Annotated in this window: 17 protein-coding genes and 1 pseudogene; 10 read left to right on the top strand and 8 right to left on the bottom strand. The window is 69.8% G+C overall.

Annotated features, from left to right (window positions below):
- Positions 1-7: 7 nt before the first annotated feature.
- The 4 genes from ABZ027_RS34355 to ABZ027_RS34340 all read left to right on the top strand — a co-directional run bounded on the left by ABZ027_RS34355 (position 8) and on the right by ABZ027_RS34340 (position 1,780).
- Positions 8-196: a DUF397 domain-containing protein gene (locus tag ABZ027_RS34355; protein ID WP_356775278.1), complete on the top strand. Its 189-nt coding sequence runs from the start codon at positions 8-10 to the stop codon at positions 194-196.
- A 32-nt stretch (positions 197-228) separates the two neighbouring features.
- Positions 229-624 (top strand): nitroreductase family deazaflavin-dependent oxidoreductase, encoded by a 396-nt coding sequence (locus ABZ027_RS34350; RefSeq protein ID WP_356775276.1) that lies wholly within the window; start codon positions 229-231, stop codon positions 622-624.
- Between the two features lie 140 nt (positions 625-764).
- The gene (locus tag ABZ027_RS34345; protein WP_356775274.1) at positions 765-1,445 is read left to right on the top strand and encodes a DUF6313 family protein; all 681 of its coding nucleotides are present in this window, start codon (positions 765-767) and stop codon (positions 1,443-1,445) included.
- A 17-nt stretch (positions 1,446-1,462) separates the two neighbouring features.
- Positions 1,463-1,780, top strand: a complete 318-nt coding sequence (locus ABZ027_RS34340; protein WP_356775272.1) for a hypothetical protein — start codon at positions 1,463-1,465, stop codon at positions 1,778-1,780.
- A gap of 63 nt (positions 1,781-1,843) precedes the next feature.
- On the opposite strand, the gene ABZ027_RS34335 is transcribed toward ABZ027_RS34340, so the two are convergent.
- Positions 1,844-2,287 carry a MarR family transcriptional regulator gene (locus ABZ027_RS34335; RefSeq protein ID WP_356775270.1) on the bottom strand — a complete coding sequence of 148 codons (444 nt, stop codon included), beginning with the start codon at positions 2,285-2,287 and terminating at the stop codon, positions 1,844-1,846.
- Between the two features lie 110 nt (positions 2,288-2,397).
- Between ABZ027_RS34335 and ABZ027_RS34330 the strand changes: the two genes are divergently transcribed.
- The gene (locus tag ABZ027_RS34330) at positions 2,398-3,321 is read left to right on the top strand and encodes a zinc-binding dehydrogenase (protein ID WP_356775268.1); all 924 of its coding nucleotides are present in this window, start codon (positions 2,398-2,400) and stop codon (positions 3,319-3,321) included.
- Between the two features lie 397 nt (positions 3,322-3,718).
- Positions 3,719-4,312, top strand: coding sequence for a hypothetical protein (locus ABZ027_RS34325; protein WP_356775266.1), 594 nt, complete (start codon positions 3,719-3,721; stop codon positions 4,310-4,312).
- Between the two features lie 130 nt (positions 4,313-4,442).
- On the opposite strand, the gene ABZ027_RS34320 is transcribed toward ABZ027_RS34325, so the two are convergent.
- From ABZ027_RS34320 to ABZ027_RS34305, 4 genes and pseudogenes are all read right to left on the bottom strand, one after another.
- Entirely contained in the window at positions 4,443-5,894 is a 1,452-nt protein-coding gene (locus tag ABZ027_RS34320; protein WP_356775264.1) for an aldehyde dehydrogenase family protein, read from the bottom strand.
- Positions 5,891-7,624, bottom strand: a pseudogene (locus tag ABZ027_RS34315) (D-aminoacylase); the annotation flags it as partial. The gene ABZ027_RS34320 and the pseudogene ABZ027_RS34315, both read right to left, overlap by 4 nt.
- Positions 7,625-7,751: 127 nt before the next feature.
- Positions 7,752-8,870, bottom strand: a complete 1,119-nt coding sequence (locus ABZ027_RS34310) for an LLM class flavin-dependent oxidoreductase (RefSeq protein ID WP_356775326.1) — start codon at positions 8,868-8,870, stop codon at positions 7,752-7,754.
- 110 nt (positions 8,871-8,980) lie between these two features.
- Complete coding sequence (locus ABZ027_RS34305) at positions 8,981-9,757, bottom strand: glucose 1-dehydrogenase (RefSeq protein ID WP_356775262.1); 777 nt, start codon at positions 9,755-9,757, stop codon at positions 8,981-8,983.
- 202 nt (positions 9,758-9,959) lie between these two features.
- On the opposite strand from ABZ027_RS34305, the gene ABZ027_RS34300 reads away from it, so the two are divergent.
- Both ABZ027_RS34300 and ABZ027_RS34295 read left to right on the top strand, forming a co-directional pair.
- Positions 9,960-10,694: a hypothetical protein gene (locus ABZ027_RS34300; RefSeq protein WP_356775260.1), complete on the top strand. Its 735-nt coding sequence runs from the start codon at positions 9,960-9,962 to the stop codon at positions 10,692-10,694.
- Between the two features lie 124 nt (positions 10,695-10,818).
- A complete protein-coding gene (locus tag ABZ027_RS34295; protein ID WP_356775258.1) occupies positions 10,819-11,613 on the top strand; it encodes a hypothetical protein in 795 nt (264 codons plus the stop codon).
- Between the two features lie 18 nt (positions 11,614-11,631).
- Here the strand turns inward: ABZ027_RS34295 and ABZ027_RS34290 are convergent, their stop codons facing one another.
- The 3 genes from ABZ027_RS34290 to ABZ027_RS34280 form a co-directional block, all read right to left on the bottom strand.
- The gene (locus ABZ027_RS34290) at positions 11,632-12,282 is read right to left on the bottom strand and encodes a response regulator transcription factor (RefSeq protein WP_356775256.1); all 651 of its coding nucleotides are present in this window, start codon (positions 12,280-12,282) and stop codon (positions 11,632-11,634) included.
- 165 nt (positions 12,283-12,447) lie between these two features.
- Positions 12,448-13,413: a TIGR03619 family F420-dependent LLM class oxidoreductase gene (locus tag ABZ027_RS34285; protein WP_356775254.1), complete on the bottom strand. Its 966-nt coding sequence runs from the start codon at positions 13,411-13,413 to the stop codon at positions 12,448-12,450.
- Complete coding sequence (locus ABZ027_RS34280) at positions 13,410-14,666, bottom strand: amidohydrolase family protein (protein WP_356775252.1); 1,257 nt, start codon at positions 14,664-14,666, stop codon at positions 13,410-13,412. The genes ABZ027_RS34285 and ABZ027_RS34280 overlap by 4 nt, the downstream gene beginning before the upstream one ends.
- Positions 14,667-14,876: 210 nt before the next feature.
- Between ABZ027_RS34280 and ABZ027_RS34275 the strand changes: the two genes are divergently transcribed.
- Together ABZ027_RS34275 and ABZ027_RS34270 are read left to right on the top strand one after the other, a co-directional pair.
- Positions 14,877-17,864: a BTAD domain-containing putative transcriptional regulator gene (locus tag ABZ027_RS34275; RefSeq protein ID WP_356775250.1), complete on the top strand. Its 2,988-nt coding sequence runs from the start codon at positions 14,877-14,879 to the stop codon at positions 17,862-17,864.
- Positions 17,865-18,086: 222 nt separating this feature from the next.
- The gene (locus ABZ027_RS34270; RefSeq protein ID WP_356775249.1) at positions 18,087-18,269 is read left to right on the top strand and encodes a hypothetical protein; all 183 of its coding nucleotides are present in this window, start codon (positions 18,087-18,089) and stop codon (positions 18,267-18,269) included.
- Positions 18,270-18,358 lie beyond the last annotated feature (89 nt).

Raw genomic sequence — 18,358 nt, 5'->3', positions numbered from 1 at the left:
AGCCGACATGTCCCCGCAAAGCTGGCAGAAGTCGTCCTACTGCCAAGAAGGTGACGCGTGCGTCCATATATCGACCCCCGCGCCGACCTCAGTCCACCTCACCGAAAGCGCCGACCCCGCCAAGACCGTCCTCGCCACCGACCCCGCCGCATTCGGCGCCCTGCTCCAAACCCTCAAGGCGTCCAAGAGGCCTTGAGCAAGCACCACCACCCCAGGAGCCCCGCCATCGTGTCCCGCCCGTCCGAGCTGAAGTACCGCGGCGTCACCGCCTTCCAGCGCCGCATCGGCAACCCGATCCTCCGTCGCCTCGCGATCCAGACCCTCCTGGAGACCACCGGCCGCACATCCGGCCTGCCCCGCCGCACCCCGGTGGGCGGCCGACGGGTCGGGAACTCCTTCTGGCTGGTATCGGAGTTCGGCGAGCGATCGCAGTACGTCCGCAACATCAAGGCGGATCCGCGGGTACGGGTGCGAATCCGGGGCCGCTGGCACATCGGCACGGCCCACCTCCTGCCCGACGACGACCCCATCGCCCGCCTCCGCACCCTCCCCCGCTACAACAGCGCGGCGGTACGGGTGCTGGGGTCGGGGTTGCTGACCGTGCGGGTGGATCTGGAGGAGTGACCCGGTACGACCGCCCGTGGCCCAATGCTTACGCGTCCGAGCCGGCAATCCGGTCCAAATTTCCGACCTCCGTCGCGCATGAGACATGACGGTCACGGCGATATTCACGATACGTACGTAAACATCACCGGGGGGTGCCGTTGACGGTCAGCGTGATTCCGCCGAACGACCTGGATCCGCCGCCCGGCACAAACCCCTGGCGGTTGACGCGTCGGCTCTGGCGGTCCAGGAAGGCGCTGTCGGGCATCACCCAGTGGTTCATCGACCTGGGGGTGCCGGTCGTCGCGGTGCTCGCCCTCGTATGGATCCTCGCCGCGCGGGCGGAGACACCGCTGGACGTCTACAAGGCGGTGACTCTGATGGACTCACCCGAGCGCAACTGGCTCTGGTCCCTGTCGCTCATCGGCTGGCTCCTGGTACCCGCGATCATCGGTGGTGTGGCCGGTGAAGTGATCGCGAACCGCATCAAGAACGTGAAGTCGCTGCCCACCGGCAAGATGTACAAGCGGCGCACGCTCGGCCGGCGGATGCGTTTCCCGTACCCGATAGACGACCTCACCCGCTACCCGCGCGCCGACCCGACCACCGACGTCGGGAAGGGCAAGCGGGAATTCGCCTACATCTTCGTGCGCGTCGCCCACAACAACGACTGGCGACTCGCGCTGAACCACTGGGAGATCGCCGTCCGGGACGCCATGTGCACCGAGGAGTACGCGCAGTTGGACCGGCACGAGTGTCTGCGCGCGGCGCAGAGCTTCTCACTCATCCACCTCCGCGAGCCCGCCGTGCTCGGACTGTGCCTGGTGTGCAACGCTCGATGACAACGAGAAGGTGACTCATGCCCAACAAGAGTGCCGTGGAACTCGCCCGCGCCTCCCTTGCTCTTGCCTATCCCCAGGCGAGCGACGAGGAACTGACCAGGGCAGCCGAACTCGTCGTGCGCTGGGGGGCGGAGGGAGTGGGCCGACGGCTCGATCCCAGCCACGCGGAGCGCCTGCACCTAGACCTATTGGCCGCCCTCGGCGAGAACCCGGACGAAGTCGAGCGCCGGTACTACTCCGAGGCGCGTCCAGCCCGCACCCGCTTCTGGACCCGGCCCGACCGGGCCCCCCGTCTACCGGTCCGCGATCCGGATCCCGGCCCCGGACGTGGCTGAACAGCACCCGCACTCACCCGGCCAAACGATCTCGGTCTCCGGTGCCCTCAACGTGGAGCGGCGCTAAGCGTCGTACACCCGGGTCAGCAACTCCATCAGCTGCTGACCCTCCGCTGCACTCAGCGGCGCCAACAGCTCGGCATTGGCCCGCTCCGCCAACTCCGCGCAACGGTCCAGGGTCCGCACGCCCGCCGGCGTCACCGTCACCGCGTTCTTGCGGCGGTCCAGCGGATCGGGTGCCCGCAGCGCCAGCCCGGCTTCCTCCAGGTGATCGAGCAGGAGGACCATGTCCTTCGCATCGAAGCCCAGGCGGCGCACCAGATCCGCCTGGGCCACCGGCCCGTACTCGGACACTGCCGCGAGAACGGCGTGATGCGGAAGCTTCAGCCCTTCCTCGGCGATCGCCTCGGCGACCAGGCTCCGGCCGCGCTCCGCTACCCGGCCTGCCAGCCAACTCGGCTGGGACTGGATGTGCGCCAGGGCACGCAGGCGTTCGGTGGGAGGCATGGAAGCAGACTATCCCCAATTCATTGGACTTCCCAACGAGTTATTCCTACGCTTGCAGCCCATTGGGAATCCCAATGGTTTGGAGGCCCAGCTCACACCCGGAGGTGTTCATGCGTCGCGTCCGCTATGAGGTGAACGGCGGCCCCGAGGTCCTCTTCACCGAGGAGGCCCCTGTTCCAGAGCCCGGCCCGGGTGAGCTGCTCGTCTGTACCGAAGCGGTCGGCGTCACGCTGCCTGCCGTACGGAAAGTGCGCGAGGGCACCGAGCCAGGCCCTCTAGGTGGTGAGATAGCAGGCACCGTCGCCGCTGTCGGTGAAGGCGTCACCAACTTCTCCACGGGCGACCGCGTCACCGGTCTCTGCTTCTCCCACGCCTACGCCGAACTGGCCCTCATCCACAAGACAATGGCCTCCCGTATCCCCGACCGGGCGACCGCCACCGACGCCGTGGCCTTGGTCCGCAGCGGCCTGGTGGCGCGCGGCGCCTACGAGGCCGGCCGCCCCCAACCCGGCGACGCCGTCCTGGTTACCGCAGCCGCCAGCGCGGTCGGCACCCTCGCCCTGCAGTACGCGAAGGCAGGCGGGGCCTCCCGCGTAGTCGCGGCCATCAGTACCGCGGACAAGGCGGAGTTCGTTCGCGCCCTCGGCGCCGACGAGGTCGTGCTCTACAAGGACGGATCCTGGGGCGACCCGGTCGACATCGTCCTCGACGGGGTCGGCGGAGAACTCCTCGGCCCCGCGGTGCGAGCCCTGGCCCCCCGCGGCCGTTTGGTCGCCTTCAGCTCGGGCGGAGGCGCGATCGACGCGTACGAGTTGCTGGTCCGGGGCGCCTCGGCCACCGGCTTCCAGATGGCGGCCATCGCCCGAGGCGAGCCCGAGGTGTACGCGCGCTGGCTGGACGAACTGTGGGATCTCCACCGCGACAACACGCTATGCCCCCGCGTATCCGCTGAAATCCCGCTCACCGAAGCAGCTCGCGCCCACGAGATCATCGAGTCCCGTCGCAACCTCGGCAAGGTCGTCTTGGTCCCCTGAGGCTAGGCAGGACCGCGACACACGGACCCAGGCCGCACGTCCGGTCAGACTTCACCGAGCCGCGGGAAGGCGGGGGGTCCTCGGTGAGGCGACCGTACGTCGAGAACCAGGCCGGGATCGCCGCCCCAGGCAGCGTCTCGGCCTCGGTGCCGGGGTCGGTGCCCGCGGCCGCCCAGACACGCAGGGACAGGGCGAGGAGGCCCTCCAGGTCGCCGACCGGAGCCAACTCCCCGATTTTCGCGGTCAGTTCCGGGTCTTCAAGCGCGGGATGCCCGGTCACCCCCGGCACCAGCAGCACGAGCCCCGCCACCCGGTCCGGGTCTCATGACCCACGCCCAGGCCCGTAGCGTGGCACTGCGAGCACTCGGTGCGGTTCGATCCGGCGCAAGGGGAACCATTGGGGCTGATCTACGGCTACGACATCTACCTGCGCCCCCAGAACGTCGCCAGGGCGTTGGCCAATCTGGCCGAGTTGGCGCCACCGACCCGTGCCGTGCCGCCGCTTGGGGTCACACTGCCTGGCGGTGACCGGCTCGTCCTCCCGTTCACGTCCCACTTCAAGAGCGAGCCGGTCGACTGCTCCTTGAGCGGCACGATCGAACTCGACACGTCCCTCATGTTCGACGTCGATGACGCACTGCGGGAGTACGCGCAGACGGGCGGCCCTGAACCTGAGGCGGACGGGCGCATCCAGATCGGGTACGTCTACGCGACGATCCGGTTCGAGTCCTTCCTGCACCCTGGTTACGCATCGGTGGAATGCTGGGCAGCGACATCGAGGATGAGCCGCTTGTTCGCGCGGTCGACCAACATCAGGAAGGCGTTCACCGACCTCACCGCCGTCAGCGGCGGAGTGTGCTGCCTGTTCGACACCGGCGACGGTGGCCCCGAGCAGGTGTGCTGGCTCAACGGTGAAACCATCAAGGAGATGGTCCCCGGCCCTCGCTTTCCAGATCAGCGAGCACTTGTGGCGACTTGGTCCGCCCCCTAGAGATGAGCACCGCTTTCCCTTGACCAGGTCTAGCGACAGGGCACCTGGAACGGTGGGCGCGGGTCGCGGGCGGGTGAGTTCGGTCTCCGGTGCGGTGTTCTACCTGTAGCCAGAAGTCGGCAGCCGCACCTCACCCCGGCCACACGATCGCCTGCACCTCGCTGTAGGCGTGCAGCGCGTACGACCCCACGTCCCGCCCGACGCCGCTCTTCTTGAACCCCCCGAACGGCGCCTCCATGTTGCGGCCGACCGTGTTGACGCCCACCCCGCCCGCCCGCAGTTGCCGGGCGACGCGGAAGGCGCGGGCCACGTCCGTCGACCAGACGTAGTCGATGAGGCCGTAGTCGGTGTCGTTGGCCAGGTGTACGGCCTCCTCCTCTTCCTCGAAGGGGACGACCGAGACCACCGGGCCGAAGATCTCCTCGCGGGCCACCCGCATCTCGTTGGTGCAGTCGGCGAGGAGGGTCGGGGCGACGTAGAAACCCCGGTCCAGGGGCGGGCGTTCACCACCCGTGACCACCACCGCGCCCTCCTTGCGGCCGAGTTCGACGTACGACTCCACGCGGTCCCGGTGCGCCGCCGAGATCACCGGGCCGACGACCGTGTCCCGTTCACTCGGGGCGCCCACCTTCAACCGGCGGGCGTAGGCTGCCAGTTGCTCGACCAGGCGGTCGTACACGCCCCGCTGGGCGAGGACCCGCGTCGGCGCTGTGCAGATCTGGCCGCTGTAGAAGGAGAAGGTCGTGCCGATGCCGGCCACCGCCGCGTCGATGTCCGCGTCGTCGAGGACGACCGCCGCGCCCTTCCCGCCCAGCTCCATCAGCTGGCGTTTCATGTCCCGGCCGCACACGGAGGCGATGCGCTGTCCGACCGTCGTGGACCCGGTGAAGCTCACCATGTCGACGTCGGGGGAGGCCACGGCCTCCTCCCCCACCTCCACCGACTGGCCCGAGACGACGTTCACCACCCCGCGCGGCACCCCGGCCGCCTCCAGCGCCTCGGCCATCCGGTAGACGGAGAGCGGGTCCTGCGGGGCCGGTTTCACCACCACCGTGTTGCCCATGGCGAGGGCGGGGGCCACCTTGCCGGCCGGGTTCGCCCACGGGTTGTTGTACGAGGTGACGCAGGTGACGACCCCGACGGGCTGCCGCACGGCCAGCGCCCCCATCACCGCCGCCCGCCCCATCGGCCCGCCCTCGTTGATCTGCGGCGGGATCGCCCACTCGGCGGGCTCCACCCGCGCGTAGCGCCGGAAACGGGCGGCGGCGACCCCGACCTGCATGGCCCGCGCCGTCGCCGTCGTCGCGCCGGTCTCCGCCCGGGCCAGTGAGGTGTACGGCTCGACGTGGGCGCGGATGACCTCCGCGGCCCGGCCGAGCATCGCCGCCCGTTCCTCCGGCGCGGTACGCGACCACGGACCGAAGGCCTCGCGAGCCGCGGCGCAGGCGGCGCGCACCTGATCCCGCGAGGCCTCCGGCGCCCACCCGACGATTCCCTCGGTCGCCGGGTCGACCACCTCGTAGTAGCCGCCCTCCGGCTCCACCCACGCGCCGCCGACGAACAGCCGCTGTTCCTCGGTCACCTCGTCGCCACCGTCCGGGTGTCCCGCCCCGAGCGCAGCACCTTCCCCGGCACCGCCCCGCTCACCACGTCGTCGCGGATCGCCTCGACCCCGTTGACCCACACGGCCCGTACTCCGATCGCCTTGGAGTCGAGCCGCGGGCTGTCACCCGGCAGGTCGTGCACCAAAGTGGCCGTACCCGCGGCGATCCGTTCCGGGTCGAAGAGGACGAGGTCCGCATGCCAGCCCTCCCGCACCTGCCCCCGTTCACGCAGCCCGAACAGCCGCGCCGGATCGTCCGTCAGCATCTTCACCGCCTGCTCCAGGCCGACCAGCTTGCGGCCGCGCAGACAGTCACCGATGAAGCGTGTCGTGTACGGCGCCCCGCACATCCGGTCCAGATGCGCGCCCGCGTCGGAGCCGCCGAGCAGCACGTCCTCGTGCTGCCAGGTCTCGGCGCGCAGCGCCCAGGACGCCGGGTCGTTGTCGGTCGGCATGGGCCACAGGACCGTACGCAGGTCGTCGGCGGCGCAGATCTCCACCAGGCACTCGAAGGGCTCCTGCCCGCGTTCCGCGGCGATGTCGCCCACCACCCGCCCGCTCAGACCCCGGTTCGTCTCGCTGTACGTGTCGCCGATGACGTACCGCCCGAAGTTCGTCAGGCGGCGGAAGACACCGGCCTCCTTGGATCCGGCGCGCCGCAGCATCCCGGCCCGTATGTCGGGGTCGCGGAGTTTCTCCACCCGCTCCGGGACGGGCAGGGCGAGGATCGGGCCCCACCCCGGGATGAGGTTCAGGGCGCAGAACGTACCCAGGGACATGTTCATCGGCGTGAGGATCGGCATGGTCAGGGCCACCACCCTGCCGCCCGCCTTGCGCGCCTGTTCACTCGCGAGCAGCTGCCTGGGCACCCGCTCCGGGACGGACGCGTCGATGGTCAGGACGTTCCAGTTCAGGGGGCGTCCGGCCGTCGCGCTCATCTCCACGAACAGGTCGATCTCCGCGTCGCTGAACTGGTCCAGGCAGCCGGCGACGATCGCCTCGATCTGGGTGCCCTCGTGTTCCCCGACGGCCCGCGCGAGGGCCAGCAGTTCGGCGGGGCGTGCGTGCCGGGAGGCGACCGGTCGGCCGTCACCGTCGGAGTGGGTGGACGACTGGGTGGTGGACAGACCCCAGGCGCCCGCGTCCATCGCCTCGTGGAACAGCCGGAGCATCCGCGCGAGTTGCTCCTCGCTGGGCTGTCCGCCGACCGCGTCCGGCCCCATCACATACCGTCGCAGCGCGCAATGTCCCACCATGAAGCCCGCGTTGACCGCGATCCGCCCCTCCAGGGCGTCCAGATACTCCCCGAACCCGTGCCAGCTCCAGGGCGCCCCCTCCTCCAACGCGACCAGGGACATCCCCTCCACCTTGGACATCATCCGACGGGTGTAGTCGGCGTCCTCGGGCCGGTCCGGGTTCAGCGGCGCGAGTGTGAATCCGCAGTTGCCCGCGGCGACGGTCGTCACGCCGTGGTTGAGGGAGGGCGTCGCGTACGGGTCCCAGAACAGCTGGGCGTCGTAGTGCGTGTGCGGGTCCACGAAGCCGGGGGCGAGGACGAGCCCGGTGGCGTCCTCGGTGGTCCGGGCTTCCTCGGAGATCTTCCCGACGGCGGCGATACGGCCGTCCCGGATGCCGACGTCAGCGGTGTACGCGGGGGCGCCGGTACCGTCGACGACGGTCGCGCCTTTGATGACGTGATCGAGCATGACGCTCGCCTCCTTCGTTTCCGGTGCAGTGGGCGCGCCCGTTTTTTAGGGGCGCGGGGAACTGCGCGACCAGCCACGACGAGCCCGCAGCCGCAATCGCCCCACAGCCCCCCCACGGCCCCCGCGGCGACTAGGCGGACTGACGGAACCGCGACGTCCGATGCACAGGATCCGTATCGATCTTCGGAATCACGTGCTCCCCGACCAACCGGATCGTCTGCAGCGTCTCCTCCTTCGGCACCCCCACCGGCAACCCGAAGCTCAACTGATCCGCCCCCGCCTGCTCCCACCGCTTGCACTGCGTGAGCACTTCGTCCGGGTCCCCGCAGATCAGCAGCTCCTCCGCGATGAGCAGCTCGATGAACTCCTCGTTGTACTCCGGCAGGGTCTCCGGCCACACCGGAAACCCCTCGGGACGAGGAAACGTGTCGTGGTACCGGAAGACCAGCGACGGCAGGTAGTGCAGCCCGCCGTTCACCGCGATCCGCACCGCCTCCTCGTGGGTGGGCGCGCAGATGGCCGTGGTCGTCACCATCACGTTGTCGTTGACGAAGTCACCGATCGGCTCGGCGTCCACGACCGCGGTCTTGTACTGCTCGAGGACCCACTCCATGTCGGAGACCTTCTGCACGCTGAAGCCGAGCACCCCGAGCCCCTTGCGGGCGGCCATGGCGTACGAGGGCGGCGACCCGGCGGCGTACCACATCGCCGGGTGGGACTTCCCGTACGGCTTGGGCAGGATCTTCCTCGGCGGGAGCTGCCAGTGCTTGCCCTGGAACCCGGGGTACTCGTCCTGGAGCCACATCTTGGGGAACTCGGCGATGGTCTCTTCCCAGATCTCCTTGGTGTGGTTCATGTCGGTGATGCCGGGGAGGAACCCGAGGATCTCGTGCGAGCCGGCCCCCCGTCCGCTGCCGAACTCGAAGCGGTTCTCGGTGAGATGGTCGAGCATGGCGACCTTCTCGGCGACCTTCACCGGGTGGTTGACCTGGGCGAGCGGGTTGAAGATGCCGGAGCCGAGGTGGATCCGGTCGGTGGCGTGTGCGAGGTAGCCGAGGAACACGTCGTTGGCGGAGAGGTGCGAGTACTCCTCCAGGAAGTGGTGCTCGGAGGCCCAGGCGTACTTGAAGCCGGACCGGTCGGCCTGGATGACGTACTCGGTCTCCTCCATCAGCGCCTTGTGCTCGGCGAGCGGGTCGGTCTCGGCGCGCTTGCCCACGTATCCCTGTACAAAGAGCCCGAATTCCACGGAGGTCACCGTCCCCACGGTCGGTTCCGAACGGTTATTTCTGACGGATCGTCAGATCGATGGGGTCAGACTGTTCCACCGGCCCCTGGGAGTCAATAGCTGACGACCCATCAGACGACGTTCACGCCCGCCAGCCAGCCCCCGTCGATCACGAAGGGCTGGCCGGTGATGTAGGAGGAGTCGTCACCGGTGAGGAAGAGCGCGAGCCGCGCCACCTCCTCGGGCCGCCCGATCCGCCCCAGCGGCACGAGCTTGCGGTAGAAGCGGTCCAGGGCCCGGGACGCCTCCTCGGTGTCCGCGGCTCCGGTCGGGTCCAGGTGGGCGGGGTTGGACATCGCGGTGTCGATGGCGCCCGGGCACATCGCGTTGACCCGGATGTTCCGGGCCGCCAGCTCCAGGGCGGCGACCCGGGTGAGCCCGAGGATCGCGTGCTTGCTGGCCGCGTAGGCGCCCACGGCCGCCATCCCGGTCACGCCGGTGTAGGAGGCGGTGTTGACGATCGTGCCCCCGTCGGCCATCCGGGCGGCCACCGCCTTGATGCCGAGGAAGCAGCCGACCTGGTTGACCTCGACGACCCGCATGAACTCGTCGAGGGGGGTGTCGAGAAGGGTGTTGAAGCGCAGGATGCCGGCGTTGTTGACGAGCCCGTCGATACGGCCGTACGCCTTCTCGGCGGCGGCGACAGCCGCCTGCCACCCCGCTTCCTCGCGCACGTCGAGATGGACGTACAGCGCGCCCAACTCCTTGGCGAGGTCCTCTCCCTGGTCGTCGAGCACATCCGCTACGACCACCCGCGCGCCCTCCGCCACGAACAGCCGGGCCTCCTGCTCTCCCTGACCTCGTGCCGCGCCGGTGACGATGACGACCCGTCCGTCGAGCTTGCCCATGCGGAACCCCTTCGCATCGGTGGAGGTCAGCATCGTACCGCCGGGTCTGACGATGCGTCAGATACTGCGCGATGTGTGCGGGAGCACACACCAAGTGACCGAGGAGTAGGGATATTTGACCCTGTCGCGGACCGACGGGTGACGCCAAAATCCTCCACGACCAGGTAAAGCGAACACCAAGGAATCCCAGGGACGGGACGACATGGCCAAGAGGCGTCTGAGGAACAAGAAGATCCGGCTCGTGGCGATCGGTTCGGCGCTCGCGACCGGCGGCGCGATCATCGCTCTCCTTCCGTCGGCGAACGCGGCCGAGGAGAAGACACCCGAGCAGATCGTCGCGATGTGCGAAAGGTCCAAGGTGATCAACGGCGAGAAGCGGTCGGTGAGTGATTTCGGGGGCAGCTTCGGCGATGGTTTCGCGGCCGACAACTGCACCTACGTCGAGACGAATTTCGAGTCGTTCGACGGACCCACGGAGAAGGCCTCGATCGACTTCCCGAACTGCGAGCCGAACGCCACCGAACCGGCGAAGGTGTCGATTTCCTGGAAGTCCACCGTGGCCCAGGGGTCGGGCAAGTACACGGCGACCCAGCAGGGCGCCGGCGGCGGGCTCTTCGGCTTTCTGAGCGGGTCCTGGCTCAAGCACAAGGGGACGACCGACCTGACCGTCAGGTCGGTGACCGCCGGCGACACGGAGAACCGCGAGGTTCCGGTCGGCAAGGTCCTGCACATGGAGTTCACGCCGAAGATGCAGCGCATGACCGGCGAATGGCGGGTGCGGATCGACGCCGACCCCGGAGGCTTCGTCACGAACCCCACACCGGAGCAGAACTTCGTCGCGTCGGAACTCGTCGAGGGGCCCGCCATCCTGCCGGGCGCCGCCGGAGCCGCAGGCATCGCGGACGGGGTGGCCAAGCCCGTCCTGACCGACTGCTGAGCCCTCCCCCGCCCCCCATCACCTCGTCGCAGCCCCATCGAGCTGCGGAAACGCATTCAACTCCCTCCTATCCCACGCATTCAACTCCCCCCTACCCTCAGGCTCCCCCGCAAGGAGACGCACCATGACGACCCGCACCGGCCGCAAGGGACATCACCGGAGCAAGAAGAAGCGCATGGTCATCGCCATGGCTCCGGTGGTGGCCATCGCGGTGGCCATTCCGCTGATGAATCAGGCGGGTGCCGCCACCCCCTCCGAGGTGACCAAGGACTGCGCGGAGAACGCCGCAAAGCTGGACAACTGTGAATTCGTCGACGTCCAGTTCAAGAGAAACAGTCTGGGCGCCAACAAGCGCGTCTCCACCCCGACCGACAACTGCGGTTCCACCAGTGCCCTGTCGAAGAGCTTCAGCGTGTCCACGTCGGTGACGCGGTCCATCACACTGGAGGACGGGTTCACCGCTTCCGCCGACTCGAAGCTGGGAAACTCGTTCTTCGAGATCGGCGCCAAGTTCAACACGACGGAGTTCACCCTCAAGCGCGACGACACGGGAACCGGATTCGACTTCTCCCGGACCGACACCGTGAAACCCAACCACGTCGGGTTCTTCATGTGGTCGGAGAAGCGAACCGACGTGAGCGGATTCCTCAGGGCCACCTACAAGGAGGAGCAGAACGGCCAGAAGGTGTTCTTCTCGCCGAGCGAGGGCGGCACGAGCGTGCACGTCTTCTATCCGCAACTCCTGAAGAACGGCACCCCCGACGGCCGCCTCTGGCTGCGCAACGTCGAGTGCGGAACTCCCCAGGCCAACGGAATCCAGAACTCGGAGAACAGCATCAGGACGGAACCCGGATTCGGTGAGGGCGGCGACAATGTCACCGACGTCGAGATCCCGCTGAGCGAGATCCCGGCGCCCTGACACTCCCCCAGGACGTTCTCAGGTGCGAAGCACGGGCGTGGCTCCCAGCCACCGCAGGACCGCGTCCGTGCCGCCCCGGGCGTCCAGCTTGGCGTAGATGTTGCTGAGGTTGTTGCGGACGGTCTTCTCGCTCAGCCGTAACCGCAGCCCGATCTCCTGGGCGCCAAGACCGGTCGACAGCAGCTCCATGATCTGTTGCTCTCGCGGCGAGAGCAGGGCCCGCAGCCGCTCCATCGCGTCGCCGGCCGCGGGCATCCGCAGGGCCCCCTCCCGCAGGGCGGCACACGCGCTCGGTGAGAGGTAGGTGTGCCCGACGGTCGCCGCCATGGCCGCCGAGGACAGCATGTGGGCGCAGTAGTCCCCCTCGACCAGATAGCCCGCCCCGCCCCGGAACACCTCGACCACCGTCTCGGTGTCCCGGCGTGGACTGACGACGATCACCGGGGTGCTGCGGGTGTCGAGGGCCTCCAGCAGCACCGGGAAGGACACTCCCGGCTCGTCGCAGCGCAGCAGGACGACGTCCGCAGCGCACTTCCGCAACTCGCGATACGGCGGGGAGTCCCGCAGGACTCTGTCCACGTACGGATCGTCCGGGGCCGGCCAGTCGTCGTGCGGCCAGGTGCCCTCGGTGCAGGCCAGGGCAACGGAGAGTCGTTCGGAGGATCGCACTGCACGGGCCCTTCCGCCGGAACTATCACGTCCGTACGTCTGTACGTACGCGACCCGGCGTGGGCATGTTCAAAGATTCAAGAAGAAAAGCTCCAGCTGTCTGACAGGTTGCTCCTCCGATTCCGGCGGCAGGCCCCGTCACGACTCCTACCGCGCGGGCCACCCCTACGAATCCGCCAGCAGCGGCCCCACCTCCGTGCCGAACGCGGCCATCTGGTCGGTGAGTTCGGTACGGCTTCGGCTGCGGAACCTGACCTGGATCTGGTCCACGCCCATCGCGCGGTAGGCCCGCAGGGACTCGGCGAGAGCCCCGGGCGGGCCGCTGAGCGTGCGCCGGCCGACGTCCCAGGCCGGGCTGTCGACGTACAGCGGCTCGGCGATGGCGCCGACGACGAAGGGCCCCTGGATCGCGTGCTCCGCGCGGATCTCCCGGATCCGTGCGATCTGCGCGGGCAGCCGCTCCCGCGGGTCCCCCTGCGGCAGCCAGCCGTCCCCCCGGAGCGCCGCCCGGCGGACGGCGGCGGGCGAGGAGCCGCCGACCCACAGGGGGACGCGGGCCTGGGCGGGCCGGGGGCGCTGGCCGAGGTCCTGGAAGTCGTAGAGCTTGCCGTGGTGTTCGGGGTACTCCTCGGGTCCGAGGGCCCCGCGCAGGGCGTCGAGCGACTCGTCGAGCACGGCCCCGCGCCGGTGGAAGTCGACCCCGAGCGCCTCGAACTCCTCCGGCACGTGCCCGGCGCCCACCCCGAGGATCAGCCGCCCGCCGCTCAGGTGGTCGAGGGTCGCGTACTGCTTGGCGCCGATCAGCGGATGGCGCAGACCGACGACGGCGACATGGCTGAGCAGCCGGACGCGTTCGGTGGCCGCGGCCAGGAAGGCGAGGGTGGCGACCGGGTCGTACCAGACCGTGCTCATCGCGGGCGCGAGCCGGCGCGGGACGGCGACGTGGTCGCAGCAGGCGACGTACGAGAATCCGGCCCGCTCGGCGGCCTGGGCGATGTCGACCAGGTCGTCCGGACCGGCGTCGGCCTCCCACGGCTCGGCGTAGAGGGTGCTCTGGGACTGGACGGGGAGCTGGATGCCGTAGGAGAGGCGGGGGCTCGCCCGGTGGGCCGGGGGCAACGTCCCTGTCACCGGGAGCCGTCCCAGAGTCCGTCCGGGGTGAGGCCCAGCAGCTCGATCGCGTTGCCCCGCACGATCCGCTCCACCACATCAGGGTCGAGGTGCCCCATCTGGGCCTCACCGACCTCGCGGGACTTCGGCCAAGTGGAGTCGGAGTGGGGGTAGTCGGTCTCGTACAGGACGTTGCCGACGCCGATGGAGTCGAGGTTCCTGAGGCCGAAGGCGTCGTCGAAGAAGCAGCCGTAGACGTGTTCGGCGAAGAGTTCGGACGGCGGGCGGTGGACTTTGTCGGCGACGCCGCCCCAGCCACGGTTCTCCTCCCAGACGATGTCGGCGCGCTCCAGGATGTAGGGGATCCAGCCGATCTGGCCCTCGGCGTACATGACCCTGAGGTTCGGGAAGCGTTCGAACTTGCCGCTCATCAGCCAGTCGACCATCGAGAAGCAGCAGTTGGCGAAGGTGATGGTGGAGCCGACGGCGGGAGGGGCGTCGGCGGAGGTGGAGGGCATACGGCTGCTGGAGCCGATGTGCATGGCGATGACGGTGCCGGTCTCGTCGCAGGCGGCCAGAAAGGGGTCCCAGTCGTCGGTGTGGACGGAGGGCAGGCCGAGGTGCGGGGGTATCTCGGAGAACGCGACGGCCCTCACGCCCCGGGCGGCGTTGCGCCGCACCTCCGCCGCCGCCAGCTCGGCGTCCCACAGGGGGATCAGGGTGAGCGGGATGAGGCGGCCGTGCGCCGTCGGCCCGCACCACTCCTCCACCATCCAGTCGTTGTAGGCCTGGACGCAGAGCAGACCGAGCTCGTGGTCGCTCGCCTCGGTGAAGGTCTGGCCGCAGAAGCGCGGGAAGGTCGGGAAGCAGAGCGCGGACTGGACGTGGTTGACGTCCATGTCGGCGAGGCGCTGCGGGACGTCGTAGGAGCCGGGCCGCATCTGCTCGTAGGTGATGACCTCCAGCTTGATCTCGTCCCTGCTGTAGCCGACCGCGGTGTCCAGGCGGGTCAGGGGGCGGTGCAGGTCCTCGTAGACCCACCAGTCGCCGATCGGGCCCTCGGTGCCCTGAGCGCCCATCACGGGCTTGAAGCGGCCGCCGAGGAAGGTCATCTCCTTCAGGGGCGCGCGGACGATCCGGGGCCCGGTGTCCAGGTACTTCTTCGGAAGCCGGTCCTGCCAGACGGTGGCGGGCTCCACGGTGTGGTCGTCGACGGAGATGATCAGCGGCAGCGGGGTCTGCGTGTCCGTGGCGGTGTCCATGGCGGTGTCCATGGCGCTGACGGTAGCGCTGATCTGACGATCCGTCAGCTCTGTGGGCGGGGCCGTCTTGGGGGTGATTTCCGCGCGAGTCCGTGCGAAGAAGGCGTGAGGGCCTTGTGATATCCCGCGTGCCTGCCTGTGATCACACTCTCCACAGCTGACGCATCTGCCATGAACAAGGCAAACTGGCGGGGTTGCTCAGGATTTCCAGGGGGGACGGCGATGGACGGTGTACCGCGAGTGCCGGAGGTACCGCGCGTGCCGGAGCAGAGGCGTCCCGGCTCCGCGGACCGGGCGGGGGCGGAGACGGTGTCGTTGCGCTTCGGCGTGCTCGGACCGGTGCGCGCCTGGCGCGACGAGGAACCGCTGAGCACCGGCTCCCCCCAGCAACGCGCCCTGCTGGCCGCCCTGCTGCTGCGCGAGGGCCGGACCGCGACCGCCGCGGAGCTGATCGACGCCCTGTGGGGCGAGGAGCCGCCCTCGCGGGCCCTGGCGGCGGTACGGACGTACGCCTCCCGGCTGCGCAAGGTGCTGGACCCCGGGGTCCTGGTGAGCGAGTCCGGCGGGTACGCGGTGCGCGGGCTTCCCGAGGGCGCGCTGGACGTGACGGTCGTCCAGGACCTGGCGACCGAGGCGGAGAAGGCACGCGGCGCCGGGGACCTGTGCCACGCCCGTGAGGTACTGGGCCGGGCGCTCGCCCTGTGGGACGGCGAGGTGCTGGCCGGGGTGCCGGGCCCGTACGCGGAGGCGCAGCGGGTCAGGCTGGAGGAATGGCGGCTCCAGTTGCTGGAGACCCGCCTGGACATGGACCTGGAGCAGGGCTGCCACGCGGAGGCGGTGTCCGAACTGACCGCGCTGACCGCGGAGCACCCCCTCCGGGAACGCCTGCGCGAGCTGCTGATGCTGGCCCTGTACCGCAGCGGTCGTCAGGCGGAGGCGCTGGCGGTGTACGCCGACACCCGCCGGCTCCTGGCCGACGAACTGGGCGTGGACCCGCGCCCGGGCCTGAGCGAACTCCAGCAGCGCATCCTGCAGGCGGACCCGGGCCTGGCGGAACCGTCCGCGAAGAAGCCGGAACCCGACGCCGTACCGGTGCGCCCCGCCCAACTCCCGGCCACCGTCCCGGACTTCACCGGGCGGGCGTCGTTCGTCACGGAACTCGGCGAGGTGCTGGCCTCCGCGGAGGGCCGGGTGATGGCCGTGTCCGCGCTGGCCGGTATCGGCGGCGTCGGCAAGACCACCCTGGCGGTGCATGTCGGCCACCAGGCGCGCGGTGCCTTCCCCGACGGTCAGCTGTACATCGATCTCCAGGGCGCCGGATCGAGGGCGGCGGAACCCGAGACGGTCCTGGGCACCTTCCTGCGCGCCCTGGGGACCCCGGACTCGGCCATCCCCGACTCGCTGGAGGAACGGTCGGCGCTGTACCGCTCGGTCCTGGACGGCCGCCGGGTGCTGGTGCTGCTGGACAACGCGCGGGACGCGGCCCAGATCCGCCCGCTGCTGCCGGGCACCGAGGGCTGCGCGGCCCTGATCACCTCCCGGGTCCGCATGGTCGACCTCGCCGGGGCCCACCTCGTCGACCTGGACGTGATGTCCCCGGACGAGGCGCTGGCCCTGTTCACGAAGATCGTCGGCGAGGAACGGGTCAGCTCCGAACGGCAGGCGGCGCTGGACGTGGTGGCGGCGTGCGGTTTCCTGCCGCTGGCGATCCGTATCGCGGCGTCCCGGCTGGCCGCCCGTCGCACCTGGACGGTCTCGGTCCTGGCGGCGAAGCTCGCGGACGAGCGGCGGCGCCTGGACGAGCTGCAGGCCGGCGACCTCGCGGTGAAGGCGACCTTCGAGCTGGGGTACGGACAGCTGGAGCCGGTCCAGGCCCGCGCGTTCCGGCTGTTGGGCCTGGCGGACGGCCCGGACATCTCGCTGGCGGCGGCCGCGGCGGTGCTGGACCTGCCGACCAACGACACGGAGGACCTCCTGGAGTCCCTGGTCGACACGTCGTTGCTGGAGTCGGCGGCGCCGGGCCGCTACCGCTACCACGATCTGGTCCGGCTCTACGCGCGTGCCTGCGCGGAACGGGACGAGTGGCCGCCGAGCGAGCCGGCGGCGGCGATATCCCGGTTGCTGGACTTCTATCTGGCGACGGCGTCAGCGGTCTACGCGATCGAACGGCCCGGCGAGCGGGTCCTGGACCATCTGAGCCGGGTCGACTACCCGGGGCTGACGTTCACCGACCGGGACACGGCACTGGACTGGCTGTTCAGCGAGGCGAGCGCGCTGCTCGCGGCGGTGCAACAGGCGGGTGGCGAGGGCCTGGTGAGGCGGGCGGCTGATCTGCTGGTGGTGGGGATCGACCTCGGCGAGTCGGGCGTCAACTCACGCCAGTACGTCAGATCCTGCGCCGCGGTGATCACGGCGGCGCGGCAGGCCGGTGACGCCCTCGCCGAGGGCCGGGCCCGCCTCATGCACAGCCATCTGCTCGGCATCGCCGGTCAGTTCGCCGACTCCAGCCTGGAGGCCGGCCGGGCCCTGAAGCTCGGGCTCGTCGCGAACGACCCGGTGGTCTGCGCCCAGGCGCCCAACCAGCAGGGCATCATCGCCCTGTACGACGGGCGGCACGACGAGGCCGAGGAGCACCTGACGAAGGCGCTGACCGCGTTCCGCGACGACCGGAACAACCCGGGCGAGGCCAGCGCCCTGTGCAACCTGTCCCGGGTGCACCTGGCGACGGAACGTACCGACAGTGCCGTCTCGCTGGCCCGGCAGGGGGTCGCCCTGTACGAGCGGGACGACACCGGTATGGCGCTGCGGCTCGCCAACGGCAAGTACGCGCTCGGGCTCGCTCTGACCAGCCTCGGCCGGACCCGGCTGGCACTGGACACGCTCACCGAGGCCCTGCACATGTTCCAGGCCGCCCGGCAGCACCTGTGGCACGGCATGACGCTGTTCCGCATCGCCGAGGTCCACCTGGCCGAACAGCGGGCCGCGCAGGCCGCGGCCAGTGCCGAGCAGGCGCTGGTGGTGCTGCACGGGATCGGCGGCGACTGGCGCCGCGCCAACGTGCTGACGGTGCTGGGCCGGGGCCTGCACGGCATCGGTCAGACCGACCGGGCCAAGGTCTGCTGGCAGGAAGCCCTGTCCACCTTCGAGAAGTCCGGATCACCCGAGGCCAACGACGTGCGACAGCTCCTCGCCACCGCTCCGGTCGCCTGAGAACGGCGAGCCGGGCGCCGCGTTCATCATTCGTTTATCGCCATCCGGCACTCTCATGAGTGCCGGACCGTCGTGTCGGGGGGCAGACGGCACGGCACCAGGGTCGTACCACTAAGGTGAACGGCTCTGTGACGCCCGCCCGGCGGCCCGCGGGGGAGCTGCCGGGCGGGTTCTCATCAGTCTCGTTCGTCCTATGTCCCACGTCCCAGAGGGAGCAGTTTCATGGCCGACAACAACGGCGACGTCAAGCCTGACGACTTCCACGCCACCGGCGAGGAGACCGTCGTCGCAGCCGCGGACTCCGAGAAGAAGAAGACCGACATCACGACCAAGGACTTCCACGCCACCGGTGGCGACACCGTGAAGCCGGACGACTTCCACGCCACCAGCGAGCCGTCCAACTGAGCTTTCACCTCACGGGGTTCGACCGCGGCGGCGCGGATAGGGGGAGCCGCCGCGGTCGATGGCTCGCGGGGGCGGGCGCGGTACGGGTG

This window comes from Streptomyces sp. NPDC006332, assembly GCF_040612855.1.
Taxonomy (GTDB): Bacteria; Actinomycetota; Actinomycetes; order Streptomycetales; family Streptomycetaceae; genus Streptomyces.
Note: the sequence above shows the minus strand (reverse complement) of the source record. Positions and strands in the feature narration are given on the sequence as shown.

Coding starts and splice junctions, on each gene's coding strand:
- ABZ027_RS34300 (WP_356775260.1), top strand. CDS start 9,960: ATGGCCAAGAGGCGTCTGAGGAACAAGAAGATCCGGCTCGTGGCGATC.
- ABZ027_RS34355 (WP_356775278.1), top strand. CDS start 8: ATGTCCCCGCAAAGCTGGCAGAAGTCGTCCTACTGCCAAGAAGGTGAC.
- ABZ027_RS34270 (WP_356775249.1), top strand. CDS start 18,087: ATGGCCGACAACAACGGCGACGTCAAGCCTGACGACTTCCACGCCACC.
- ABZ027_RS34280 (WP_356775252.1), bottom strand. CDS start 14,666: ATGGACACCGCCATGGACACCGCCACGGACACGCAGACCCCGCTGCCG.
- ABZ027_RS34305 (WP_356775262.1), bottom strand. CDS start 9,757: ATGGGCAAGCTCGACGGACGGGTCGTCATCGTCACCGGCGCGGCACGA.
- ABZ027_RS34275 (WP_356775250.1), top strand. CDS start 14,877: ATGGACGGTGTACCGCGAGTGCCGGAGGTACCGCGCGTGCCGGAGCAG.
- ABZ027_RS34335 (WP_356775270.1), bottom strand. CDS start 2,287: ATGCCTCCCACCGAACGCCTGCGTGCCCTGGCGCACATCCAGTCCCAG.
- ABZ027_RS34295 (WP_356775258.1), top strand. CDS start 10,819: ATGACGACCCGCACCGGCCGCAAGGGACATCACCGGAGCAAGAAGAAG.
- ABZ027_RS34330 (WP_356775268.1), top strand. CDS start 2,398: ATGCGTCGCGTCCGCTATGAGGTGAACGGCGGCCCCGAGGTCCTCTTC.
- ABZ027_RS34340 (WP_356775272.1), top strand. CDS start 1,463: ATGCCCAACAAGAGTGCCGTGGAACTCGCCCGCGCCTCCCTTGCTCTT.